This window comes from Kineococcus gypseus (assembly GCF_050871305.1).
GTDB classification, from domain to species: Bacteria; Actinomycetota; Actinomycetes; order Actinomycetales; family Kineococcaceae; genus Kineococcus; species Kineococcus gypseus.
The window spans coordinates 1-23,739 of record NZ_JBJLRD010000005.1 but is presented as its reverse complement, the minus strand read 5'-3'; the positions used below and the strand labels follow the sequence as shown (position 1 = coordinate 23,739).

Below are 23,739 nucleotides of genomic sequence, written 5' to 3'. Positions count from 1 at the left end.
CTCCGCTGGTGCTGCTCGTCGCGCTCCGCGAGCGCCGGGCCGCGTCCGCTCGGCTCCCGCCGGCGCGCACCCGCCCCGCACTGTCGCACGCGGGGCGCCTTCAATGTCGCACGGTCCCCGCGGCGGTGTGCAACCGGCGCGTCCCCGCCACCGGACGGTGCCTGTGCCTCCCCCGGGCCTCCGCCGGGCCTCCCCGGGGCCGGCGGTGCTCACGGCAGCAGGAGCAGGCCGTCCTCGACGAGGCGGCGCACGCGCGGCAGCAGGGAGGCGCGCAGCGCGGCCGGGTCCTCCTCCAGCAGCACCGCCAGGCCCGCGGCGACCTGCCCGACCGTCAGCTCCCCGTCGCAGGCGCCGACCAGGCCCGCGAGGTCGCCGTCGGCCTGCACCGCGCGGCGCAGCCCGCCACCCTGGCGCAGCAGCACCACCCGCGGGTCCGGCTCGCCGGGGGCGTGGTGGCGCTCGTCGGTGACGTCGGCGGCCACCCGCAGCGCCGTCCCCGCCAGCGCCTCGTCGTCCAGCAGCGCGAGCCGGTCGTGCGCGGCCAGGCCCGCGGCGAAGACGGCGCCCAGCGGGTCGGACAGGGGCGCCAGGACCTCCTCGAAGCGGCGCAGCGGCGCTCCCGCCCGCTCGGGGCGGCGCAGCGTGACCACGCCGAAGCCCACCCCGCTCACGCCGCGGGCCTCGAAGTCGTCCAGCCAGGCCGCGTACAGCTCGTCGAAGACCGGCCCGGGCCCCTGGCCGCCGTCGCGGATCCACGTCTCGGCGTACAGGGCCGGGTCGGCGACCTCGCGCTGGACCACCCACGCGTCCAGGCCGGTGCCCTCCAGCCAGCCCTCCAGCCGCTGCGACCAGTGCTCGCCCTCGCGCAGCTCCCAGTTGCCCAGCAGCTGCGCCACCCCGCCGGGGGCGAGCACCCCGCCGACCTCGCGCACCAGGCGCGCCACCAGCGAGTCGCCGGGCATCCCGCCGTCGCGGTACTCGTACCGCGGCACCCCCGGCCGGCGCGGGCTGATCACGAAGGGCGGGTTGGAGACCACCAGGTCGAAGAGCTCGCCGTCGGCGACCGGCTCCAGCAGCGAGCCGGCCCGCAGGTCCAGGCGCACGCCGTTGAGGGCGGCGTTGACGGCCGCGAGGTCCAGCGCCCGCTCGGAGGTGTCGGTGGCCACCACCCGGCGCGCGTGGCGGGTGGCGTGCAGGGCCTGGACCCCGCAGCCGGTGCCGACGTCGAGCACCCGCTCCACCGGCGCGCGCACCGTCGCCGAGGCCAGCGTCAGCGACGCCCCGCCCACGCCCAGGACGTGGTCCGGGCGCAGCGCCTCCCCGGTGGCCAGCTCGCCCAGGTCGCTGACCAGCCACCACGACGCCGCCCCGGCGGCGTCGTCGACCTCGTAGGGGCGCAGGTCCACCAGCGGGCGCACCTCGTCGCCGGGGGCCTCGCCGGCGGCGGCGACCAGCCCCAGCGCCACCGCCCCGGCGGTGCCGGTGCGCGGCAGGGCCGCGTCCAGCTCGGCGCGGGTGACGGGGCGGCCCAGCGTGCAGCAGCGCAGCAGCACGGCGGCCGGCGCGCCCGAGGCGCGCGCGGCCCGCAGCGCCGGCAGCGGCTGCTCGCGGTCCAGGGCCGCGGAGGCGACCTCCCCCACGAGCTCGCCGACGCCGTCGACGGTGTAGCCGGCGCCGGCGAGGTCCTCGCGCAGGCCGGTCAGCAGGTCGAGGGGGTGCACCCGCCGATCGTGCCACCGCTCACGGCTTCCCCAGACCCAGGCCCCGCCCCTCGCGCGCGTCCACCGCGCCGGCGGGGCCGGCCGTGCGGGCGGGGCGCGCGGGGCCGGCCGGGTGGGCGGGGTCGGCCGGGCCGTCCACGGCCGGCGCGCCGGGGTCGCCGGGGTCGCCGGGGTCGCCGGGGTCGCCGGGCGCGGTGGGGGCGGTGGCGTCCACGCGCCGGTTCCGGCTGGCGACCACGGCGACCACGATGACGACGGCGGCCAGCGCCGCGATGCCGTAGCGCAGCAGGTCGTTGCGGCCCTCGCCCAGGCTGAGGGTGACCACGGCCGGCGCCACCAGCAGCGCCACGAGGTTCATCACCTTGATCAGCGGGTTGATCGAGGGGCCGGCGGTGTCCTTGAACGGGTCGCCGACGGTGTCGCCGATGACGGTGGCGGCGTGGGCCTCGGAGCCCTTGCCGCCGTGCCGGCCGTCCTCGACGAGCTTCTTGGCGTTGTCCCACGAGCCGCCGGAGTTGGACAGGAACACCGCCATGAGCACGCCCGCGGCGATCGCGCCGCCGAGGAAGCCGGCCAGCGGCGCCACGCCCAGCCCGAAGCCCACCGCGATGGGCGCGAAGGCGGCCAGCAGACCCGGCGTGGCCAGCTCGCGCAGCGCGTCGCGGGTGCACAGGTCCACCACGCGGCCGTGGTCGGGCTGCTCGGTGCCCTCCATGATCCCCGGGTGCTCGGCGAACTGCCGGCGCACCTCCAGCACCACCGCGCCGGCCGAGCGGCCCACCGCGTCCACGGCCAGGCCGGAGAAGAGGAAGACGACCGCCGCGCCCAGCAGCACGCCCACCAGCGTGGTGGGGGTGGAGACGGAGAAGTCGCCGATGGTGCGCTGCAGGTACTGCGAGGGGGCCTCCAGGCCGGTGACCACCTCGTTGATGCGGGCGGTCACCGCGTCCTGGTAGGAGCCGAACAGGGCCGTGGCGGCCAGCACCGCGGTGGCGATGGCGATGCCCTTGGTGACGGCCTTGGTGGTGTTGCCCACCGCGTCCAGCTCGGTCAGGACGGCGGCGCCCTCCTCGTCGACGTCGCCGCTCATCTCCGCGATGCCCTGCGCGTTGTCGCTGACGGGCCCGAAGGTGTCCATCGCCACGATCACCCCGACCGTGGTGAGCAGCCCGCAACCGGCCAGGGCGATGAGGAACATCGCCAGCGCCAGGATCCCGCCGGCCAGCAGGAACGCGAAGTAGACCGCCCCGGCGATGACGAGCGTGGTGTAGACGGCCGACTGCAGGCCCAGCCCCACGCCGCTGAGCACCACGGTGGCCGGGCCGGTCAGCGCGGCCCCGGCCACGTCGCGCGTCGGGCGCGACTCCGTGCCCGTGAAGTACCCCGTGATCCACAGGATGAGCACCGCCAGCAGGATGCCCAGGAACACCGCGCTCAGTGCCACCAGGCGCGGGTCGCCCTCGAGCACCCCCACGGACTCGTCGGCGCCCTCGAAGCCGCTGAAGGAGGACGGCAGGTACGCGAAGGAGGCGATCGCCGTGCCCACCAGGGCGACGGCGGCCGAGAGGTAGAAGCCGTTCTGGATGCTCGTCAGGCCCGAGGTGCCCGCCCGCGCGCGCACCAGCACCACGCCCAGCGCCGCGGTGAGCGCCCCGATCGCCGGCACCAGCAGCGGCAGCACCAGGCCGGCCTCGCCGATGGCGGTGCGGCCCAGGATGACCGCCGCGACGATCGTCACCGCGTACGACTCGAACAGGTCCGCGGCCATGCCCGCGCAGTCGCCGACGTTGTCGCCGACGTTGTCGGCGATCGTGGCCGGGTTGCGCGGGTCGTCCTCGGGGATGCCCTGCTCGATCTTGCCGACGAGGTCGGCGCCGACGTCGGCGGCCTTGGTGAAGATGCCGCCGCCCACGCGCATGAACATCGCCAGCAGCGCCGCGCCGAAGCCGAAGCCCTCCAGCACCGTCGGCGCGTCGTCGCCGTAGACGAGCACGGTCACCGAGGCGCCCAGCAGGCCCAGGCCCACGGTGCTCATCCCGACCACCCCGCCGGTGCGGAAGGCCAGGCGCATGCCGTGCTCGCGCCCGCCGGCGCCCTCGCGCGCGGCGGCGGCCACGCGCACGTTGGCGCGCACCGCCAGCGACATGCCGAGGTAGCCGATCGCGGCGGAGAACAGCGCCCCGACGAGGAACGCGACGCTGCGGGCGGCGCGCAGGTCCCAGCCGTCGGCGGGCAGGGCCAGCAGCAGCAGCACCACCGCGACGGCGAACCACGCCAGGGTGCGGAACTGCCGGCGCAGGTAGGCGGCGGCGCCGGCCTGCACCGCACCGGCGATCTCGCGCATGCGCTCGGTGCCCTCACCGGCGGCGAGGACCTGCCGCCGGAACACCCAGGCGGCGACCAGCGCGGCCAGCGAGACGACGGCGACGGCGCCGACGACGCCCTGCCCCGTGCTGGAGAGTCCCTCGGACGTGCCCATCCGTCCTCCTCGACGTGTGGCGGTGTGCACGCAGCGTAGGACCCGGGCACCCGGGGTGCCACGTTGATCGCGCCGGGGCGCGCCGGGGGGTGCTGCGACGTGCTGGGCACCGCGGGCCGGGGGCCGGCGGCCTCAGCCCAGCGGCTGCACCACCGCGCCGGTGCGCTCGCGCACCCAGCTCAGGTGCACCCCGCCGGGGGCGGCGGAGGGGGTGCTGGTGCCGGCCGCGCCGGTCATGAGCGCCAGCGAGAGCGCGTCCTGGGAGCCGGTGGCCTCCTCCGGCAGCAGAGGGGCGCCGTCCTCGCCGCACCCCAGGACCGTCACGTCGAGGCGGTCCTCGTCGTCGCGCAGGCGCATGTCGACCAGCCCGGCGCGCCCCGCGGCGGCCTCGGCGGCGCTGACCGCGCGGGCGCACGCCTCGCCGATGGCGATGCGGATCTCGTCGAGCTGGTCCTCGCCGAACCCCGCCCGGCGCGCGACCGACACCGCCACCAGGCGGGCGGTGCGCACGTGCTCGGCGAGCGGGGTGAAGCGGAGGCCGACCGTGGGCACGGCGGGCTCAGGACGTCGCGTTGGCCTCGTCGGCCGCCGCCGACGCGGCGATGGCCTCGGCGACGGTGTCGTGGATGGGGAAGACCTTCGTCAGCCCGGTGATGCGGAAGACCTTCAGGATCTTCTCGCGCTGGCACACCAGGTGCAGGGAGCCGTCGTGCGAGCGCACGCGCTTCAGGCCGCCGACCAGGACGCCCAGGCCGGTCGAGTCGAGGAACTCCACGCCCTCCATGTCCACCACGAGGTGGTGGTGACCGGCGCCGACGAGCTCGTTCAGCCGCTCGCGCAGGGTGGGTGCGGTGTAGACGTCGATCTCACCGGACACCTCGACGACGGTCCGGCCGCTCTCCTCACGGCTGGTCACCGACAGGTCCACAGGACCCCTCCTCGCTGCTGCTGGCGTAGCGCGTGCCGGCCGACACGCCCTGATGCATTGAACCATCGCGCTCCACGGGGGGCGCGCCCAGCACCGCGGGGCCGGCCGGTGCCCGGGGGGACACTGGAGCCGTGGCCCGGGCGACGGTGGAGGGGGCGGCGCCCCCGCAGGCGCCGGCGTGGCGGTGGCTGCTGCGGGAGGGCGAGCGCCGCGGCCGGCTGCGGCACGTGGAGAAGCTGCCCGAGCGCGCCGGCGAGCGGGTGCCCTGGCCGGCGTGGGCGGACCCGGAGGTCGTCGCGGCCCTGGAGCGCGGCACCGGCGGGCTGCCGTGGCGGCACCAGGCGCTGGCCGCCGAGGCCGTGCGCGCGGGGCGCTCCACGGTCCTCGCCGCCGGCACCGCCTCGGGCAAGTCGCTGGCGTTCCAGCTGCCGGTGCTCACCGCGCTGCGCGCCCCCTCCGACGGGCTGGGAGAGCGGGGGGCGACCGCGCTGTACCTGGCGCCGACGAAGGCGCTGGCCGCCGACCAGGACGCCCGGCTGCGCGCGCTGGGCCTGGACCGGCCGCTGACGTCCACCTACGACGGCGACACCCCGCCGGAGGTGCGCCGCTGGGTGCGCCGGCACGCCTCGCTGGTGCTCACCAACGTCGACATGCTGCACCGCTCGGTGCTGCCCGGCCACGAGCACTGGGCGCCGTTCCTGCGCCGGCTGCGCTTCGTCGTGGTCGACGAGTGCCACACCTACCGGGGGGTGTTCGGCTCGCACGCCGCGGCGGTGCTGCGCCGGCTGCGCCGGCTGGCCGCCCGCTACGGCGCCGAGCCGGTGTTCGTGCTCGCCTCGGCCACGGTGGCCGAGCCGGCCGCCACCGCGCGCGCCCTGACGGGCGTGGAGGTGCACGCCGTCACCGAGGACGCCTCGGCGCGCCCGCGGGTGTCGGTGGCGCTGTGGGAGCCGCCGCCGGTGGGCGCGGCCGGCGCGGCGCAGGAGGTCGGCGAGGGCACCGGCGCCGAGGGCGAGCGCGCCGAGCAGCGCACCGCCACCGCCGAGACCGCCGACCTGCTGGCGGGCCTGGTGGCGCGCGGCGTGCGCACCCTGGCGTTCGTGCGCAGCCGCGCCGGGGCCGAGTCGGTGGCCGCCGGCGCGCGCCGGCGGCTGCTGGAGAGCGCCCCGCAGCTGGCCGGCTCGGTGCTGGCGTACCGCGGCGGCTACCTGCCCGAGGAGCGCCGCGAGCTGGAGGAGGGCCTGCGCTCGGGCCGGGTGCTGGGCATGGCCAGCACCCGCGCCCTGGAGCTGGGCGTGGACGTCGCCGGCCTGGACGCCGTGCTGGTCGCCGGCTGGCCGGGCACGCGTGCCTCCTTCCGCCAGCAGCTCGGCCGCGCCGGGCGGCGCGGACGCCCGGCGCTGGGCGTCTTCGTCTCGCGCGACGACCCGCTGGACACCTACCTGGTCAACCACCCGGAGGCGCTGTTCGGCGTGGACGTCGAGGCCACCGTGCTGGACCCCTCCAACGCCTACGTGCTCGCGCCCCACCTGGCCGCCGCCGCGCAGGAGCTGCCGCTGACCGAGGAGGACCTGCGGCTGTTCGGCCCGGCCGCGGCGGGCGTGGTGGAGCTGCTCGTGCGGCGCGGGGCGCTGCGCCGGCGCGCGCAGGGCTGGTACTGGACGCGCCCGGACCGGGCCGCGGACCTGACCGACCTGCGCGGGGCGGGCGGCACCGTGCGGATCGTCGAGGCCGGCACCGGCCGGGTGCTGGGCACCGTGGAGTCCGCCGCGGCGGACTCCTCCGTGCACCGCGGCGCCGTGCACGTGCACCAGGGGCGCACCTACGTCGTCGACGAGCTGGACCTCGAGGGCGGCGTCGCGCTCGTGCACGCCGAGACCCCCGAGCACACCACCCACGCGCGCAGCCGCGGCGACGTGCGGGTGCTGGCCGTGGAGGCCAGCGCGCAGCACGGGCCGCTGACGGTCTCGCGCGGCGTCGTGGAGGTCACCAGCCGCGTCACCGGCTTCCTGCGCCGGCGCGCCGGCACCGGGCAGGTGCTCGGCGAGGAGCCGCTGGACCTGCCCGAGCGCACGCTGCGCACCCGCGCGGTGTGGTGGTCGCTGGACGCGCAGGTGGCCGAGGACGCCGTCGGCGGCGCGCTGCAGCGCCTGCCCGGCGCCCTGCACGCCGCCGAGCACGCCGCCATCGGCCTGCTGCCCCTGCTGGCCACCTGCGACCGCTGGGACCTGGGGGGGCTGTCCACCGCGCTGCACCCGGACACCGGCCTGCCCACCGTGGTGGTGCACGACGCGGTGCCCGGTGGCGCCGGGTTCAGCGACCGCGGCCACGACCGGCTGCGCGAGTGGCTGGGCGCCACCCGCGACGCCGTGCGCGCCTGCCGCTGCGCCACCGGCTGCCCGGCGTGCGTGCAGTCGCCCAAGTGCGGCAACGGCAACGAGCCGCTGGACAAGGCCGGGGCGATCGCCGTGCTCGACGTCGTGGTGGCCGCCCTCGACGCCGGCGCGCCGGCCTGACGCGCCGGCGCCGGTGGCCGCACCGGTGCCCGCGGCGCTCACCGCTCCGGCCCGTCGGGGGTCCCCGCCGCTGCGGCCCCCGTCGCCTCAGCCCCCGTCGCCTCAGCCCCCGTCGCCTCAGCCCCCGCCGGCCCGGCACGCGCCGGGGCGCGCGCCGGGGTGCCGGCCAGCAGGGCCGCCAGCGGGCCGCCGACGACCACCTCGGCGCTGACGCGCACGGTGCCGTCCGCGGCGAGCGCGCAGCTGCCGGTGGCGCCGTGCGCGCGCAGCACCCCCTGCGCCCGCGCGCACGCACCCCCCGCCGGGGCGGGCACCCGCCCCACGACCACGTCGGCACCGGCCAGCGCGGCCAGGTCGGCCGCCGCCTGGGCGCGGTGGCGGGCCAGCACCGCCGCGCCCAGGCCCGCGACGGCCAGCAGCAGCGCCAGGGCGACGGCCACGACGCCCAGCAGCAGCACCGCGCCGCTGCCGTCGTCGCCGCCCGCGCGGCGGGTCACGGCAGCACCCCGGTCTCGACGGCGGCGGTCGCCGAGGAGCGCACCACCACCCGCCCGCCCAGCGGCCCGGCGAGCCGCTGGGTGGAGCTGACCTCCACGGTGACGCCGGCACCGCCCGGGCGGACGGCGACCGCGGCGCCGGCGGGGGCCAGCGCCGCCGCGGTGGCGCGCACCGCGGCGGCCTCGTCGCCCCGGGCGGCCGCGCGGGCACCGGCGCGCGCCGCGTCGGCGCAGCCCACCTGCGCCAGCACGAGGCGCCCGGCGCCCAGCACGAGGGCCAGCACCAGCACGACCCCCGGCAGGGCCAGGGCCAGCTCGGCGACCACCGAGCCGCCGTCCCCGCGCGCCCGGCCCGCCCGGCCCGTCGGACGCGCTCGGCGCGCCCGGCCCGGCGGGTTCACCCGAGGGAGAGGGCCTGGCGCACCACGCCCAGCAGCAGCCCGCGCACCTCGGCGCTGCGCAGCACCGCGATGAGCAGGCCCGCGAAGCCGCACGCGGCCAGCGTGGCCATCGCGTACTCGGCGGTGGCCATCCCCGCGTCGCGCGCGCCGGGCCCCTCGCCGAACGCCTCGCCGAACGCCTCATCGACGTCCTCCTGGGGCACCTCGTCGGCGTCCTCCTCGGGCACCTCCTCGAACACCCCGTCCAGGACCTCCTCGAGCCCGTCGTCGGCTCCGCCCTCGACCGGCTCGGCCACCAGCTCGTGCACCCGCTCGTCCACCCTCGCTCCTCCCTCGCCGGCGCGGCCGGCCCTCGCGGCCGGCGGCGCGCCGGCACGTCACCACGGTGGACCCCGCGGCCACCTGCAGAACCGCTGCGGTGCAACGGGTGTGGACAACGCCCGGTCCCAGCGGGCTGGGGAGCGCCGGGCGCGTGGAGCCGGTCAGCCGGTCAGGACGTCACCGGCCAGGGAGAGCACGACCGGCACCACGCCCAGCAGTAGGAAGGACGGCAGGGTGCACAGCCCCAGCGGCAGCACCAGCAGCGAGCCCAGCCGGGCGGCGGCCTCGGCGGCGGCCCGGGCCCGCTCGGCCCGGCAGCCGGCGGCGGCCGAGACGAGCAGGGCGGCGGCCGAGGCGCCGGTGCGCGCCGACAGCAGCAGCGGCTCGGCCAGCGGCCACCACCGCTCCTCCACGCCCTCCCAGGCGCGCTCGGGGCCGGCACCGGCACCCAGCTGCGCGCACGCGCGCGCCAGGTCGGCGGGCAGGTCCCAGCCGGCGGCCTCCTGCCCGGCCCGCACCGCCTGCTCCAGGGCGCGCCCCGGCGGCAGCCCGGCACCGATGGCCACCGCGGTCAGCTCCAGCAGCAGGGCCGGGTCGGGCCCCGTGGCCGCGTCCGGCGTGCCGCGGCGGCGGCGCGGGGGCCGGCGGGCAGGGGCGCGCGGGCCGCGCCGCGGCACCGCCGGCGGGTCCCCGAGCCCGGCCACCAGCACGGCGGCCGCCAGCAGCAGCGCCGCGGCGATGGCGGGCAGGGCGCTCACCGCTGCCCCGCCGCCGTCGCCGCGCGCACCAGGCGCGCGGTCCACCAGCGGCCGGTCAGCAGCAGGAGCACCCCCGCGAGCGCGCAGGCGCGCCCGGCCGGGGACGTGAGCAGCGCCTCCCACGGCGGCGCTCCCAGCGCGGCGCCCAGGGCCAGGCCGGCCAGGGGCAGCAGGGAGACGGTGCGGGCGCTGACCCGCGCGCCCGCGGTCGCGGTGCGCACCGCGGCGCGCGCGGCGGCCTCCGCGCGCAACCCCGCGGCGCAGCGCTCCAGCGACTCCGCCGCCGGGGCTCCCGTGCGCTCGACGAGGTGCCACACCGCCCGCACCGCCGCGGGCGCGCCCTCCCCGGCGGCCGCGGGCCCGCCGGTCGGCCCGCCCCCCGGCCCGCCCCCTGGCCCGCCCCCCCCCCCCCCCCCCCCCCCCCCCCCCCCCCCCCCCCCCCCCCCCCCCCCCCCCCCCCCCCCCCCCCCCCCCCCCCCCCCCCCCCCCCCCCCCCCCCGCCCCGGTGGTGCGGGGGCCGGTGGCTCAGCGGCCGGTGGTGTCGTGCTCGGGGTGCTCGCTGACCTCGATGCGCTCGAGCAGGGCGTGGTCGTTGAGCTCCTCGCCCGTGCCCGCGGTGGCGCCGGTGCCGGCCGTCGTCGTCGCGCCGGTGGTGGTGGCGCCGGTGGTGCCGCCGGTGGTGGTCGTCGTGACCGGCGCGGTGGTCGTGGTCACCGGCGCGGTGGTCGTGGTCGTGGTCGTGGCCGCGTGCTCGCCGCCCTCGTGGTGGGAGGCGCGCGTGGCGGCCACGGCGGCCGCGCCGATCGTGGCGGCGACGCCGGCGACGATGCCCGCCGTGGCGCCGGCGCTGCGGCCGTGGTGCTCGGTGGCCACCCCGGTGGTGGCGATGCGCCGGATCAGCTCCAGCACCCGCGAGCCGGCCTGCTGCTCCACGGCCAGGCTGGACTCCAGCAGGGTCGCCACGCGCTCGGCGCCGCGGGCGCGCGCGTGCACGACGAGGTTCTCGTACACGGCCTGCTCGTGGTGCTCGGTCTGCAGGGCGCCGGCGAGCACGACCGCGTCGGCCAGGGAGTCGTCGACCGCCTTCAGCTTCGCGCGCGCCTCGGCGGCCAGGGCCTTGGTGACCGGGCACGGGGAGTCGTCGACCTCCTCGCCGAGCAGGCCGAAGCACTGCTCGACGACCTCGATCTGCACGCGGGTCTCGGCGGCGTGCTCGCGCAGCAGCTCCTTGACCTCCTCGCGCTGGGCGGCCTGCTGCAGGTCCTCCAGCATCGCCAGGGTGTCGCGCTCCATCGTCAGCGCCGCCCCCAGCTCGTGGCTGAAGACCTTCTCGGGGGTGTCGAGCTTTCCGAACACGGTGTGCTCCTTCGCGTCGTGGTCCGTGCTGGCGTCGGCCCCCAACGTGGCACGGGGCGCGGGGCGCCGCACCCGCGCGGGCGGGCGCCGCGGGAGCGCGACGGGCGGGGCCTCAGCGCGTGCCGGTCAGGCCCACGACGGCCTCGGTGAGCATCTGGTCGTGCTGCTGCTCGTCGAGGGAGCCCTCGAGGAGGCGGTGGTCCAGGACGCGGCGCACCAGCTCGACGGCGTCAGCGCGCGCCACGGTCAGCCCGCGCCCGCCGACGGCCGGGCGCACGTCCAGGGCGCGCCCGTCGCCGTGGTCGGGACCGGCCAGCCAGGGCCCGCCCCCCTCGCGCGCGACGAGCCGGCGCAGCTGCCCGGGCTCCATCGCGAGGGCCGCGTGCGCCACGCGGTCGAGGTCCAGCACGTCGTCCGGGTCAGCGCTCACACCGCCGATCCTGGCACCGGGCCGGGCCCGGCGCGCGACCTGGCGCGGCGGTAGCGTTCGCGCCGGGTCCCGGCCGACGGCGGGGCCGGCGCACCCCGGACGGAGAGGCACCCGCGATGACCACCACCCCCGGCGAGGTCGACGGCCGGCTGCGCTACCGGCTGCTGACGGGCACCGACGACCGCGCCTTCTGCGAGAAGGTCAGCGCCGCGCTGGCGGAGGGGTACGAGCTGCACGGCTCGCCCGCCCTGACCTTCGACGGCGAGCGCGTCGTGACCGCCCAGGCCGTGGTGCTGCCCGCCGCCCCCGCGCCGCGCTTCCAGCCGCTGCAGGCCTGAGCCGCCCCGGCGAGCGGGCCCGGCGGCGGGGCCCGCTGCCGGGTGCGGGCGCTGGGGTAGCGTCGGGCGTCCGCCGCCCGACCGAACCCCGAGCGAGTGCCGTTGTCCCACGCCCTGCGCGCCGTCGTCGTCCTGCCCACGTACGACGAGGCCGGCAACATCGCCGCGATGCTGCAGCGGCTGCTGGACAGCCCCGTCGCCCCCGACGTGCTCGTCGTGGACGACTCCTCCCCCGACGGCACCGGTGAGATCGTGCGCCGGGTGGCGGCCGGCCTGCCCGCCGGGCGGGTGCGGCTGCTGACGCGCACCGTCAAGGACGGCCTGGGCGCGGCGTACCGGGCGGGCTTCGCGGAGGTGCTGCGCACCGGCGAGCACGACGCGGTGGTGCAGATGGACGCCGACGGCTCGCACCCGGTGGAGGTGCTGCCGCGCATGCTCGACGAGCTGGCCGCCGGCGCGGACCTGGTGCTCGGGGCGCGCTACGTGCCCGGCGGCGCCCTCGACGACGCCTGGCCCTGGTACCGCAAGGCCCTCTCGCGCGGGGCGAACACCTACGCGCGGGTGCTGCTGCGCGCGCCGGTGGCGGACCTGACCGGCGGGTACAAGGCGTGGCGCGCGCCGCTGCTGCGCTCGCTGGACCTCGACGCGCTCACGGCCGCCGGCTACGCGTTCCAGATCCAGACCACGCTGGCGGCGCTGCAGCGCGGCGCGCGGGTGCGCGAGGTGCCGATCCTCTTCACCGAGCGCACCGCGGGCACCTCGAAGATGTCCGGGGCGATCATCACGGAGGCGATGGGGGCGGTGTGGCGGATGCGCCGGCACGGCCCCACCGGGCGCGACGCGCGCCGCTGAGCGGCGCGCGTCGGCGTTGCCCCGACCGGCGGCGTCTGCCAAGGTCGGATCCGGCGGCCGGGGGACGCGGGCGCGCGCACCGACGCGCGCCCAGCGGGCCGCGCGCGGGAGCGGACCGCGCGCCGTGGCGGCAGGAGGGGAGAGGCACGTCGTGTCCGAGGACGAGGACGCCGTCGCCCAGCTGCTCGACCTGGCCCGCGACATCTTCGGCACCCCGGTGGCGGCGCTGGCCCTGCAGCGCGAGGGCGAGCGCACCGTCGTGGAGCAGGCCTCCAGCGCGCTGGACGCGTGCGCGACCGGCCGGCTGCTGGACGGCGCGGACCTGGTGCGCGGGACGCTGGGGGTGGACGTGCCGCTGCCCGGCGGCGGGCCCGGCGGGCGGCTGCTGGGGGTGCCCGCCGACGGGCGCGAGGCGCTGCAGCCGCGCCAGGTGGAGGCGCTGCGGGTGGTGGCGGCCCTGGTCGCCGGCGTGCTGCACCACCGCGAGCGCCGGCGCGCCGAGCGCCGCGGGCGGCTGGCGTCGCTGGAGGCGATGGTCGCCGGGCGCGGGCGCAGCACGGTCCTGCAGCCGGTGGTGGACCTGCGCACCGGGCTGGTCGTGGGCGCCGAGGCCCTCAGCCGCTTCAGCGGCGAGGACGGCTTCGCGCGGGCGCCGGAGCAGGTCTTCGCCGACGCCCGCTCGGCGGGCGCCGGGGTGCGCCTGGAGCGCGCCGCGGTGCGCTCCGCGCTGCAGCTGCTGCCGGCGGTGCCGCCGGGGGCGTACCTGAGCGTGAACGCCTCCGCCGAGGCGCTGCTGGACGAGGAGACGCTGGACGTGCTGCTGGGCGCCCCGCGCGGGCGGGTGGTCGTGGAGGTCACCGAGCACGAGAGGGTGCTGGACTACCCGGCGCTGGCCGGGCGCACGGGGGCGCTGCGCACCGCGGGGGTGCGCGTGGCGGTGGACGACGCCGGCTCCGGGTTCGCCAGCCTGCAGCACGTGCTGCACCTGTCGCCGGACGTGGTGAAGCTGGACATCGCGTTCGTGCGCGGCATCGACGCCGACCCCGCCCGGCGGGCGGTGGCGCGCGCCCTCGTCGGCTTCGTCTCCGAGGTGGGCGCCACGCTGGTGGCCGAGGGCGTGGAGCGGCCCGCGGAGCTGGCGGTGCTGGGCGACCTGGGCGTGCACTGCGCGCAGGGCTACCTGCTGGGTCGCCCGGCCCCGCCGCCGCTGCTCCTGGCCGCTCCCGCCGCGGGCCCCGGCACGGGCTCCACGGACACCACCGCGGTGGTGGTGCGGCGCGGGGCCTGAGCCGGACCCTGCCGAACCGCTTGAGGTGCGCGAGCGCGCGCACCCAGGATGACCACGTGCACAGCAGCGCGGCGAGCACCGGGGCCCCTCACCCCGCGAGGGGGTGCGCCCCGCTGCGCCCGGAGCTGCTGGCGCAGGTGCCCGACCAGGTGGGCGAGGGGGTGGCGGTCTTCGACGCCGCCGACGTCGTCGTCTACGCCAACGCGGCCCTGGCGGCGCTGCACGGCTGCGCCCCCTCGGACCTGCTCGGGCACCACCTGGGCGCCTTCGTCGACGCGCCCGAGCACGCCGTGCGCGAGCGCGCGGAGGCCGAGGCCCGCGGCGAGGCGGTGGTGCACCTGGAGCTGAGCAGCCGCCGCCTGCACGGCGGCCGCTTCGACGCGCACGTGACGGTCTCGCCGCTGCTCGGGCCGGGCGGTGAGCGGCTGGGCACGATCGTGTGCGTGCGCGACGTCACGCAGCACCGGGAGCTGGAGGCGCGCCTGGCCCGCGCGGCGCTGCACGACCCGCTGACCGAGCTGCCCAACCGGCGGCTGTTCGCCGAGCGGCTCGAGCAGGCCGTGGCGCGCGCGGGGCGCACCGGCGGCGCCGCGGCGGTGCTCTTCGCCGACCTCGACGGCTTCAAGGCCGTCAACGACGACCTCGGCCACGCCGCCGGCGACGACCTGCTGGTGCAGGTGGCGGCGCGGTTCCGCGTGTGCCTGGGCGGGGCGGGCACCCTCGCGCGCCTGGGCGGCGACGAGTTCGCGGTGCTGCTGGAGGACGTCGCCGCGCCCGGCGAGGCGCTGGCGGCGGCGCAGCGGGTGCTGGCGGCGCTGCACCGCCCCTTCCGGCTGCGCGACGCGCGCGCCGGGGCGCGCCCGGGGGCGGGCGGGGAGGTGGACGCGGTGCTCAGCGCCAGCGTGGGCGTGGTGCTGCGCGGCACCGGCACCGGCGCCGGCCTGCTGCGGGCCGCGGACGAGGCGATGTACCGCGCCAAGCGCACCGGGCGCGGCAGCGTCGTGGTGGTGGACGAGCGCCCGGGCGCCGCGGCGCGCTGAGCGGGCCGGTCCCCCGGGACGCCGACGGCCCCCGTCGCGCGGGCGCGACGGGGGCCGGGGGCGGGACGGCTCAGAGCGTGACGATGCTCAGGCGCCCCTTGCCGTAGCGGGCGACCTGCACGTCCAGGTCCAGGCGGCTGCCGGTGCCGGTGGCCCAGGCGGTCACGTCCGGGCGCAGGGTCTCGCCGGGCGCGTACGCCGCGTGCAGCTTCAGGTGCGGGGCACCCTCGACGTTGAACAGCGAGGCCATGATGTTGAGGACCTCGTTGGCGTTCACGCGCAGCGACTCCGACAGCTCGCCGTCCTCGATCGCGGCCTCGCTGGCCCCGGGGGGCAGCAGGCCGATCGCGGCGCCGGCGTGCGCGGCCAGCGCGAAGTCGAACACCGCCACGGCCGCCGAGCGCAGGCGGTCGTCGACGTACAGGCCGACGGCCGCGCCGGGCTTGCCGCCCACCGGGCACGGGGTACCCGGGGAGACCTCGACCTCGCGGCCGAGCAGGTCCTCCAGCAGGTTGCGGATCGCCAGGTTCGAGGGCAGCGGGCTCTTGTCCATCGTCACCGCGGGGCGCTCGGCCGCCGGGGCGGCGGGCGCGGCGGCGGCCTTGACGGTGCCGCCGGCGAGGACCGGGGAGAGGGCCTCGGCGAACGCCTCGGGGGTGAACGGCTTGGCGATGAGGAACAGCGCGCCGGCGGCGGCGGCCTTCTCGCGCATCTCCTCGGAGCCCTCGGAGGTGACGAACCCGAAGGGCACGTCCAGGCCCGAGCCGCGCAGGTTCTGCAGCATCTCGTAGCCGGACGCCTCGGGCATGTTCCAGTCCGACAGGACGATGTCGGGGTTCTCGGCGCGCACGGCCTCGAAACCCTCGCGGCCGTTCTCGGCCTGGACGACCTCGACCCAGTCGAAACCGGCCTGGCGCAGGGTGCGGATGACGATCTGGCGCATCACGCGCGAGTCGTCGACCACCAGAGCCTTCACCGTCAGGCCCCCGTCCCGGACAGCCACACCACGAACGTCATCCAGTGCCCCTGCCAGTTCGCGTCCAGGCGCGCCGCGCAGCGGCTGTTGGTGCGCGGCAGCGGCGGGGCCTCGGCGATGGCGGGCAGGCCGAGCGCGCCGGCGTCGGGCACCAGGGCCTTGATGTTGCCGCCGATGATGTTGGCCATCTCGCCGAGGGCGTCGTAGACGTCCTCGTCGGTCAGCTCGCCGTCCTCCTGCAGCAGCGCGGCGGCCAGCGGCTGCGCCGCGGCCTTCTGCACCAGCACGGTCACCAGGCCCGGGCGCGCACCGGAGATGCCCACGCTGGCGCACAGCACCGGCGCGGGGACCTCCTGCGGCTCGAAGGCCGGCAGCAGCGGCTCGACGTGGCCGAAGTACGACTGCCACATCTGGTCGACGATCTGGGCGAGCGCCTCGTCCTCGACGTAGTCGACGGCCTCCTGCGCCTCGAAACCCGTGTCCTGGCTCACGCGGTCACCTCCGGCAGCAGCCCCAGCAGGGCCAGCTTCTCCTCCAGCGCCTCCACCGTGAAGGGCTTGATCAGGTACTCGTGCGCACCGGCGGCCAGGGCGCGCACGATCTGCCCGTGCTCGGCCTCGGTGGTCACCATCATGATGCTCATCGAGCGGTACTCGCGGATCGCGCGCACCTGGGTGACGAACGTCAGGCCGTCCATCACCGGCATGTTCCAGTCGACCGTCGCCAGCTCGGGCAGCGGACCGCCCTGCAGCGCCTTGAGCGCCTCGGCGCCGTCGGCGGCCTCGACCGTCTCGTAGCCCAGCTTGCGCAGCGCACCCGCGATGATCTTCCGCATGGCGCGGGAGTCGTCGACGACCAGTGCCTTCATGTCCCTTGTCCTCTCAGTTCTTCGGCCGGTGGACGGAGACCCGCCCGATGAGTTGCCGTTCCCAGTTGTCGTCGACGCCGAGCGTCGTCTCGGCCCCGCCGAGGAAGAGGTAGCCGTCGGGACGGAGCGCCCTGCGCACCCGCCCGAGGATGTCCCGCTTCGTGGGGAGGTCGAAGTAGATGAGCACGTTGCGCAGGAAGACCACGTCGAACTGGCCCAGCGCCGCGTAGCTGCTGGTGAGGTTCAGCTGCTGGAACCGCACCATCTGGCGGATGTTCGGGTTGACCTGCCAGTTCATGCCGGCGCGCGTGAAGTGGCGCACCAGCAGCGGGGCCGGCAGGCCGCGGTTGACCTCCAGCTGCGAGTACGTGCCGGCCTTGGCCTTCTCCAGCACCTCCGTGGAGATGTCCGTGCCGAGGATCTCCGCGCGCCAGCCCTCGGCGACCACGGAGTCCTGCAGCGCGATCGCCAGGCTGTACGCCTCCTGGCCGGTGGAGCTGGCCGCGGACCACAGGCGCAGCGAGCGGGTCGAGGCGCGCGCCTGCTTCAGGGCCGGGACGACCGTCGTGGAGAACGCCTGGAACGGGGCGCCGTCGCGGTACCACGACGTCTCGTTCGTCGTCAGCGCCTCGACGATCGCGGTCTGCGCCCGGCGGTCCGGGCGCAGCCGCACGCCGTCGACGTAGGCGTTGACGTCGGGCGCGCCGGCCGCGCGCGCCAGCGGCACCAGGCGCGACTCGACGAGGTACTCCTTGCCCTTCTCGAGCACGATCGCGCTCTCCCTGCGGACGAGCGTGCAGACCCACTCGAACGTCGTGGGGGTCAGCGCCATGTCACCACCTGCCAGTCGTGGGTCGGGCCGCAGCAGCGGCGGTGCGGGTCACCGGCGTCGCCGCCGGGAGGGGGGTGCGGCCGGGGAAGGACTCGGCCGGCGGCAGGGGGGTGCGCGCGGGCGCGGCGGCCGGGCGCGCGCCGCCGAGGCGGCGCAGCAGGGCGTCGGGGATCGCGCCCAGCGGCAGCACCTCGTCGGCCACGCCCTCGCGGGCGACGGCGCCGGGCATGCCCCACACCACGGAGGTGGCCTCGTCCTGCACGACGACCTGCCCGCCGGCGGCGGCGATCGCCTTGGCGCCGAGCTTGCCGTCCGAGCCCATGCCGGTGAGCACCAGGGCGAGCAGGTCGCCGCCGAAGGCGGCGACGGCCGAGCGGAACATGACGTCCACCGCGGGGCGGCAGAAGTTCTCCGGCGGACCCTGCTGCAGCTTGACGACCAGGGCGGTCCCGCGCCGCACGACCTCCATGTGGAAGTCGCCGGGCGCCACGTACACGGTGCCGGCCTCGACGGGCTGGCCGTCGACGGCCTCCACGACGGTCAGGGGGCTGACCTTGTCCAGGCGCTGCGCGTACAGGCGGGTGAACACCGGCGGCATGTGCTGGGTGACGAGCACCGGCACGCCCAGCCCGGCGGGCAGGCGGGTCAGCACGCTGGACAGCGCCTCGGGGCCACCGGTGGAGCAGCCCACCACGAGGGCGCGGGGGGTGCGCACGGCACCGCCGCGCGGGCGCACCGGCGCCGCGGCGGCGGGGGTCCCGGCGGCGGCGGGCGCCGCGGCGGGGTGGGCGTGCTGGGTGGCGGCCGGCTCGGCGGGCGCACCGGCGCGCGCCGGGGCCACGGGGGCCGGCGGGCGCCCGGCACCGGGCACCAGCGCCTTGATCTTGGGGATGAGCTGGGCGCGCACCGACTCCATGGACTCCGCGACGCTGCCCACGTTGGCGGGCTTGGTCACGTAGTCCGACGCGCCGGAGGCCAGCGCCTCCAGGGTGGCGCCGGCGCCGCGCTCGGTGAGCGTGGAGAACATCACCACCGGCAGGCGGCGGTCGATCCGGCGGATCTGCTTGATCGTCTCCAGGCCGTCCATGACGGGCATCTCGACGTCCAGGGTGACCGCGTCCGGCTCGAGCTGCTGGATCTTCTCCAGGGCGATCTTGCCGTTGGCGGCGGTGCCGACGACCTCGACGGCCGGGTCGGAGGAGAGGACGTCGGTGACGATGCGCCGCACGACGACGGAGTCGTCGACGACGAGGACGCGGATCCGTTCCCGCACGAAGCACCCGACCCTTCCACGGCACGCCCCCGGTGGGCGGCTCCCCACTCCATCGGCGGCAGCGGCGGAACCCTGAAGCCTGGTCGGCGTGGCGCGCGCGGACGCGCCGGTGGGGCCCCGCGGGGACCCACCGGCGCGGCGCTCAGCCGAGCGCGGGGGTGCGGCGGCGCCGCAGCGCCACGACCAGCGCCCCGGCGCCCAGCACCAGCCCGGCCCCGCCCAGGGCGCGGGCGGTGCCGTCACCGCCCGGGGCCGCACCCGCGGTGCCACCGGCGGCGGCGGTGGTGCCGGTGCCCGCGGTGGTGCCGGTGCCGGCGGTGCCACCACCGGCGGCGGTGCCGTGCTCGCCGGTGGCGGCGGTGGTCGTGAACCCCGGCGCGGGGCTGTCGGGCTCGGCGCCGTCCGGGCCGGCGACCTGCGACCAGTCGGACACCTCGCCGTCGGCGTAGGTCTGCACCGCCGGCAGCAGCACGCGCGTGCCCGCGGCCGGCATCGGGCCGACCTGCACGGCGAAGTCCTGGAACTGCCCCACGCCGACGCCCGCGCCGGGCGCGGCGGTCCACGTGACGACCAGGGGCGCCTCGGTCACGGTGGCGCCGGCGACGTCCACCGGGGCGGGCAGCGCCCCCTCCTGCACCGCGGCCGTCCAGCCGGGCACGGGCTCGACGGCGACGTGGGTGAAGGGGGTGCCGGTGGGCAGGGTGACGCGCAGGGACGTGGTGGCCGCGGTGTTCGACTCGTTGGGCACGCGGAACGTCACGACGCCGTAGGAGCCGGCGGCGGTGGAGTCGGGCAGCGCGCGCACGTGCGCGGACGCGGGCGCCGCGGTGAGCACGAGCGCGGCGGCACTGGCGGCGGTGGCCGCGGCGGCGCGGGCGGGCAGGGTGGAACGCAGGGTGGAACGCAGGGTGGAACGCATCGGGGTCCTCCGGGGTGGTTCAGCGGGTGGTCGTGGCGGGGGCGGACCCCGCCGGCGGACCCCGCCGCGCCGGGCGGCGCCCCACGACCGAGCGCGGGCGCACCCCGACGAGCACCGGCACCGGCGCCACCGGCAGCAGCACCGGCACCCGAAGCACCGCGAGCACCACCACCCGCAGCGGCTGCAGCCACGCCCACAGCGACCACACCGCGCGCTCCCCGCGCGCGAGCAGCAGCGCCGCCGCGACGGTGGCGGCGGCGTGCGTGAGCAGCACCGGCGGCGAGCCGCCGGCCGCGCCGCCGACCGCGCCGTCGACCGCCGGCGCGAGCGGCACCCACACCTGGTGGTGCCCGTGCGCGGGCACGTCGACGGTCTGCACGGCGAGGGCGAGCAGCGCCTCGTGCAGCAGCGCCTGCCCGCCGCCCAGGACGGCCAGCAGGGCCGGCGCGGACAGCCGCCGGCCGGTCAGCGCGACGGCGCCGCAGCAGGTGAGCACCACCAGGGCCAGCAGCACCAGCGGTGGCGGCAGCCGCTCGTCGGAGGCCGCGTGGGCGCCGGCGGCCAGGGCGACGACGCTCAGCGCCAGGACCGCCGCGCGGACCAGGCGCAGGGCACCCCCGTCCGGCGACCGCACCGCGCCACCGTACCCACCGCCGCGCCCGGGCCCGGGCCGGTGGGGCCCGGCCGGGGGCGGCGGGGTGTCAGTCCTCGCCGAAGGCGGCGGCCCAGGGGCGCAGCAGCACCGCGCGCGCGTCGGAGGAGAGCAGGTCGGCGACCACCTCGGCGTGCACGACGCCGCTGACGGCGTTCCACACCCCGCTCGCGCCGTCGGCGGCGTCCAGGCCCCCGGCGCGGAAGGCGCGCACGGCCAGCAGCTGCGCGACGGCCGCGGTGCGCACCCGCCCGGACAGGTGCACCGCCCACGAGGCGTCGTGCACGGCGCTCGCCCACTCCCCGCCGCTGGGGCGGTGCGCGTCGGAGACCGCCCGCAGGCAGGCGCGGTCGGTGCCGTCCAGGCGGGTCAGGCGCTCCAGCACGGCGGCCACCCCGGCCTGCTGCGGGCCCAGGTCGCGCGGCACGGACGGCAGCGGGGCCAGGTCGCGGCAGGCGTGCAGGTAGGGCCGCACCAGCACGTGGCGCACCGCGGCGGGCAGGCGCTCGCCCAGGTAGGCGGAGACGGCGGCGTCGGCCAGCACGTCGGCGGCGCACCCGGCGGTCTCGGTGCGCAGCCGCGGGCCGCCCTCCAGCGGCGCGCTCCACGTCCAGTCCAGCACGTCGTGGTGCACCAGGCGCAGCAGCGCGTCGGCGTCGGCGACCGTGGAGCCCTGCAGCACGCGCAGCACGCCGGCCTCCACGCGCGCGCCGGCCACGTCGTCGCCCATGACGCCGTCGACCAGGCCGCCGGCGACCTGGCCGAGCACGTCCGTCAGGCGCGGCACGGCCCGGGCGGCCTCGCGCACCGCCCCCCACGCCGCGGCGCGCTCCCCGGCGTCGTGCTGGGCGGCGAGCACGTCGAGCTCGCGGGGCCCGGCGTCCAGCGCGCGCAGCAGCACCTCGGCGACGGACTCCCCCGCGGCCAGGCGCACCAGGTCGAAGCCGAGCACCGGGGAGCTCACGAGGGAGTAGTGCATGGGGTCGGGCCTCCTGGCTGCCGCGGCGCCACCCGCGCGCGCGGGCGGTGGGTCCCACCCTGGCGCGGGCGGTGTCCCGACACCCTGGCACCGCGTGTCGTCCCTCACCACGCAGCGTCACACGGACGGGTGCGTCGGCCCCGCCGGACGGCGCACGCGGCGTGCTCGCGCTGCTCCACCGGGGGCCCGCCGGACGGGGCGGACGTACCGTCGGGGTCATGGCGGGGCGGGGCGAGGACGAGGATCGGCAGGGCGTCGGCGCGGACCCGGACGGGCACTCCGAGGAGGACGCGGCCGGGGACGCGGCGGGTGACGACGACGAGGGGGGCGGGGCGGCCGGGTGGCTGCTCGTGGTGGTGGCGGCGGCGCCGGTGCTGGCGGCCGCCGAGAGCTGCCGGCGGTTCCTGGGCGGCGCGCGCGACCGCGAGCGCTTCGGCCTGCGCGGCGGGGAGGTGCTGGGCGGCGAGGACGGCCTGGCCCTGACGGACCGCTGGTCGACGATGCTCTCGGTGGTGCCGGTGGGCACGGCGCTGCTGGCGTCGGTGCTGGGGCTGCTGCTGCTGACCGGCCTGGCCCTTGCCGGGCGGCCGGCCCGGCTGGTGCCCGGGCGCGCCCAGCGGTGGGCGGGCGCGGGCACCGGCGCGCTGGTGGCGCTGGTCGCCGCGGGCCTGGTGGCCGGCTCGCTGGCCACGGTGGCCCGCCCGCAGGAGGAGCGCGACCTGCCGTTCTTCGTGCTGGACACCTGGAGCTGGCTGGAGGCGGCCGTGCCGGTGAGCACCGCGCTGCTGGCGGCTGTCGCGGCGCTGACGTGCGCGGTGGTGCTGGTGCGGCCCGGGCAGCGGACGACGCCCACCTCCCCCGCCGCCTCCCCCTCCCCCGCCGGTGCGGGCACCGCCGCGCGCGCGGCGACGGCGCAGCCCGGCCCGCCCCGGGGCGGCGGCGCGAACGGCACGGCGAACGGCCACGCGAACGGCACGGCGAACGGCCACGCGAACGGCACGGTGAACGGCCACGCGAACGGAACGGTCGACGGCGCCGTGGACGGAGCGGTCGACGGCGGCACCGACGGAACGGCGAACGGCGCGCACCGCGCACCCGCTCCCCCGGCGGTGCCGGACGGGCCTCCGCGCCTGCGGGCGGAGGACCGCGCCCTGTACCGGCGCCCCTGACCCGGCGCCCCCGGCCCGGCGCCCCCGGCCCGGCGCCCCCGGCCCGGCACCCCCGGCCCGGCACCCCCAGCCCGCCGCCCCGACCTGGTGCGGGGCCTGCCGCGGCGGGTGCGTCGGCGCTAGCGTCGGGGCGTGAGCGCGCCCGGGGTCGAGCCGCAGGTCCTCCCGAAGGTCCTCCCGAAGGCCCTCCCGCGGCCGCCGGACGGCGCGGCCCCCCGGCGGGCGCGGCGCACCTCGGCGTTCGGGGGGTGGGCGCTGACGGTCGCCACCGCCGCGCCCCTGGTGCTGGTGCTGGAGGTGGCCCGGCGGTTCCTCAGCGGCGAGTCGGACGAGGTCTTCGGCCTGGGCGGCGGGCCGGGGGACGGGCTGCCGCGCGAGCCGGGCGGTCTGGAGCTGCTGGCCGAGCGGTGGGCGCTGCTGTGGCAGTGGCAGGCCCCGCACACGACCCTGCTGGCGTCGGCGCTGGGAGCGGTGGTGCTGGCGGCGGTGGCCGTGGCGGGGCGGCCGGCGCCGCTGGTGCCGCGGGCGGGGGCGCGGTGGGCCGCCACCGCGGTGGCGGTGGCGGTCGCCCTGGCGTCGCTGGTGGCGCTGGCCGGCTTCGCCGCCGTGGCCACCGACCTGCTGCCGCCGACGCAGTGGCTGGCCGTCTCGACGTTCCTGGCCCTGGGGCCGCAGGCGGGCGTGGTCGTGCTGGCCGGCGCGCTGGCCGCGACAGCCGCGTGGGCGCTGCTGCGCGCGCCCGCCGGGGCGCTGGACGACGACGCCGCCGACCCCGACGACGCCGACGACGCCGGGGACGAGACCGAGGGCGAGGGGCACGGGGACGGCCGGCCAGCCGGCGCCAGGGCCGCCGCGGACACCGCGGACACCGCCGCCTCAGCTCGCGGGGCCGCCGGCAGCGCCGCCGAGCGGGCCGGCGACGCCGGCGCGTCCCCCGACCTGCCCGCGGACGACGGTGCGGCGGCGGGTCCGCCGCGGGTGCGCGCCGAGGAGCTGGCGCTGTACCGGCGCCCGTCCTGAGCCCGCCGGGCGCGCGGCGCCCGGGGACGGGGGGGGGGGGGGGGGGGGGGGGGGGGGGGGGGGGGGGGGGGGGGGGGGGGGGGCGGGGGGGGGGGGGGGGGGGGGGGGGGGGGGGGGGTAGTGCGG

Annotated in this window: 24 protein-coding genes and 2 pseudogenes; 7 read left to right on the top strand and 19 right to left on the bottom strand. The window is 78.7% G+C overall.

Annotated elements, in window-relative coordinates:
- Window positions 1–209: 209 nt before the first annotated feature.
- The 4 genes from ACRYMN_RS02675 to ACRYMN_RS02660 form a co-directional block, all read right to left on the bottom strand.
- Window positions 210–1,721, bottom strand: coding sequence for a DUF7059 domain-containing protein (locus tag ACRYMN_RS02675; protein WP_432491705.1), 1,512 nt, complete (start codon window positions 1,719–1,721; stop codon window positions 210–212).
- Between the two features lie 19 nt (window positions 1,722–1,740).
- Entirely contained in the window at window positions 1,741–4,200 is a 2,460-nt protein-coding gene (locus ACRYMN_RS02670; RefSeq protein ID WP_432491703.1) for a sodium-translocating pyrophosphatase, read from the bottom strand.
- A 132-nt stretch (window positions 4,201–4,332) separates the two neighbouring features.
- Complete coding sequence (locus ACRYMN_RS02665; protein ID WP_432491701.1) at window positions 4,333–4,752, bottom strand: ATP-binding protein; 420 nt, start codon at window positions 4,750–4,752, stop codon at window positions 4,333–4,335.
- Window positions 4,753–4,759: 7 nt separating this feature from the next.
- Window positions 4,760–5,128, bottom strand: a complete 369-nt coding sequence (locus ACRYMN_RS02660; protein ID WP_242128081.1) for an STAS domain-containing protein — start codon at window positions 5,126–5,128, stop codon at window positions 4,760–4,762.
- 131 nt (window positions 5,129–5,259) lie between these two features.
- Between ACRYMN_RS02660 and ACRYMN_RS02655 the strand changes: the two genes are divergently transcribed.
- Complete coding sequence (locus ACRYMN_RS02655) at window positions 5,260–7,644, top strand: DEAD/DEAH box helicase (protein ID WP_432491699.1); 2,385 nt, start codon at window positions 5,260–5,262, stop codon at window positions 7,642–7,644.
- Between the two features lie 38 nt (window positions 7,645–7,682).
- Here the strand turns inward: ACRYMN_RS02655 and ACRYMN_RS02650 are convergent, their stop codons facing one another.
- From ACRYMN_RS02650 to ACRYMN_RS02620, 7 genes are all read right to left on the bottom strand, one after another.
- The gene (locus ACRYMN_RS02650) at window positions 7,683–8,141 is read right to left on the bottom strand and encodes an Rv3654c family TadE-like protein (protein WP_432491697.1); all 459 of its coding nucleotides are present in this window, start codon (window positions 8,139–8,141) and stop codon (window positions 7,683–7,685) included.
- Window positions 8,138–8,467 carry a TadE family type IV pilus minor pilin gene (locus tag ACRYMN_RS02645; protein ID WP_432491695.1) on the bottom strand — a complete coding sequence of 110 codons (330 nt, stop codon included), beginning with the start codon at window positions 8,465–8,467 and terminating at the stop codon, window positions 8,138–8,140. The genes ACRYMN_RS02650 and ACRYMN_RS02645 overlap by 4 nt, the downstream gene beginning before the upstream one ends.
- Before the next feature lie 71 nt (window positions 8,468–8,538).
- A complete protein-coding gene (locus tag ACRYMN_RS02640; RefSeq protein ID WP_432491693.1) occupies window positions 8,539–8,862 on the bottom strand; it encodes a DUF4244 domain-containing protein in 324 nt (107 codons plus the stop codon).
- A gap of 162 nt (window positions 8,863–9,024) precedes the next feature.
- Window positions 9,025–9,621, bottom strand: coding sequence for a type II secretion system F family protein (locus ACRYMN_RS02635; protein WP_432491691.1), 597 nt, complete (start codon window positions 9,619–9,621; stop codon window positions 9,025–9,027).
- Complete coding sequence (locus ACRYMN_RS02630; RefSeq protein ID WP_432491689.1) at window positions 9,618–9,938, bottom strand: hypothetical protein; 321 nt, start codon at window positions 9,936–9,938, stop codon at window positions 9,618–9,620. The genes ACRYMN_RS02635 and ACRYMN_RS02630 overlap by 4 nt, the downstream gene beginning before the upstream one ends.
- Before the next feature lie 208 nt (window positions 9,939–10,146).
- Window positions 10,147–10,977, bottom strand: coding sequence for a DUF892 family protein (locus ACRYMN_RS02625; RefSeq protein ID WP_432491687.1), 831 nt, complete (start codon window positions 10,975–10,977; stop codon window positions 10,147–10,149).
- A gap of 112 nt (window positions 10,978–11,089) precedes the next feature.
- Window positions 11,090–11,407, bottom strand: a complete 318-nt coding sequence (locus tag ACRYMN_RS02620; RefSeq protein WP_432491685.1) for a hypothetical protein — start codon at window positions 11,405–11,407, stop codon at window positions 11,090–11,092.
- Between the two features lie 116 nt (window positions 11,408–11,523).
- Between ACRYMN_RS02620 and ACRYMN_RS02615 the strand changes: the two are divergent.
- The 4 genes and pseudogenes from ACRYMN_RS02615 to ACRYMN_RS02600 form a co-directional block, all read left to right on the top strand.
- Window positions 11,524–11,718 (top strand): annotated as a pseudogene (locus ACRYMN_RS02615) (DUF1737 domain-containing protein); the annotation flags it as partial.
- A gap of 123 nt (window positions 11,719–11,841) precedes the next feature.
- On the top strand, window positions 11,842–12,597 hold the full coding sequence (locus ACRYMN_RS02610; protein WP_432491683.1) for a polyprenol monophosphomannose synthase: 756 nt from the start codon (window positions 11,842–11,844) through the stop codon (window positions 12,595–12,597).
- Window positions 12,598–12,748: 151 nt separating this feature from the next.
- On the top strand, window positions 12,749–13,885 hold the full coding sequence (locus ACRYMN_RS02605; protein ID WP_432491681.1) for an EAL domain-containing protein: 1,137 nt from the start codon (window positions 12,749–12,751) through the stop codon (window positions 13,883–13,885).
- A gap of 56 nt (window positions 13,886–13,941) precedes the next feature.
- Window positions 13,942–14,925: a diguanylate cyclase domain-containing protein gene (locus ACRYMN_RS02600; protein WP_432491678.1), complete on the top strand. Its 984-nt coding sequence runs from the start codon at window positions 13,942–13,944 to the stop codon at window positions 14,923–14,925.
- A 616-nt stretch (window positions 14,926–15,541) separates the two neighbouring features.
- Here ACRYMN_RS02600 and ACRYMN_RS02595 read toward each other — a convergent pair.
- The 8 genes and pseudogenes from ACRYMN_RS02595 to ACRYMN_RS02560 all read right to left on the bottom strand — a co-directional run.
- A pseudogene (locus tag ACRYMN_RS02595) lies at window positions 15,542–15,901 on the bottom strand (response regulator); the annotation flags it as partial.
- A gap of 2 nt (window positions 15,902–15,903) precedes the next feature.
- Window positions 15,904–16,392 (bottom strand): chemotaxis protein CheX, encoded by a 489-nt coding sequence (locus tag ACRYMN_RS02590; protein WP_432491676.1) that lies wholly within the window; start codon window positions 16,390–16,392, stop codon window positions 15,904–15,906.
- Window positions 16,389–16,769 carry a response regulator gene (locus ACRYMN_RS02585; RefSeq protein WP_432491674.1) on the bottom strand — a complete coding sequence of 127 codons (381 nt, stop codon included), beginning with the start codon at window positions 16,767–16,769 and terminating at the stop codon, window positions 16,389–16,391. Before ACRYMN_RS02585 ends, ACRYMN_RS02590 begins: the two co-directional genes overlap by 4 nt.
- 13 nt (window positions 16,770–16,782) lie before the next feature.
- Window positions 16,783–17,601 (bottom strand): CheR family methyltransferase, encoded by an 819-nt coding sequence (locus tag ACRYMN_RS02580; RefSeq protein ID WP_432491672.1) that lies wholly within the window; start codon window positions 17,599–17,601, stop codon window positions 16,783–16,785.
- Between the two features lies 1 nt (window position 17,602).
- Window positions 17,603–18,874 carry a protein-glutamate methylesterase/protein-glutamine glutaminase gene (locus ACRYMN_RS02575; protein WP_432491670.1) on the bottom strand — a complete coding sequence of 424 codons (1,272 nt, stop codon included), beginning with the start codon at window positions 18,872–18,874 and terminating at the stop codon, window positions 17,603–17,605.
- Window positions 18,875–19,016: 142 nt separating this feature from the next.
- Entirely contained in the window at window positions 19,017–19,793 is a 777-nt protein-coding gene (locus tag ACRYMN_RS02570; RefSeq protein WP_432491668.1) for a YcnI family copper-binding membrane protein, read from the bottom strand.
- Between the two features lie 19 nt (window positions 19,794–19,812).
- Window positions 19,813–20,427 carry a hypothetical protein gene (locus ACRYMN_RS02565; protein WP_432491666.1) on the bottom strand — a complete coding sequence of 205 codons (615 nt, stop codon included), beginning with the start codon at window positions 20,425–20,427 and terminating at the stop codon, window positions 19,813–19,815.
- Window positions 20,428–20,494: 67 nt separating this feature from the next.
- Window positions 20,495–21,424, bottom strand: coding sequence for a hypothetical protein (locus ACRYMN_RS02560; protein ID WP_432491664.1), 930 nt, complete (start codon window positions 21,422–21,424; stop codon window positions 20,495–20,497).
- Window positions 21,425–21,642: 218 nt separating this feature from the next.
- On the opposite strand from ACRYMN_RS02560, the gene ACRYMN_RS02555 reads away from it, so the two are divergent.
- Together ACRYMN_RS02555 and ACRYMN_RS02550 are read left to right on the top strand one after the other, a co-directional pair.
- On the top strand, window positions 21,643–22,593 hold the full coding sequence (locus ACRYMN_RS02555) for a hypothetical protein (protein WP_432491662.1): 951 nt from the start codon (window positions 21,643–21,645) through the stop codon (window positions 22,591–22,593).
- Between the two features lie 132 nt (window positions 22,594–22,725).
- Window positions 22,726–23,613: a hypothetical protein gene (locus ACRYMN_RS02550; protein ID WP_432491660.1), complete on the top strand. Its 888-nt coding sequence runs from the start codon at window positions 22,726–22,728 to the stop codon at window positions 23,611–23,613.
- The last annotated feature ends 126 nt before the right edge of the window (window positions 23,614–23,739 follow it).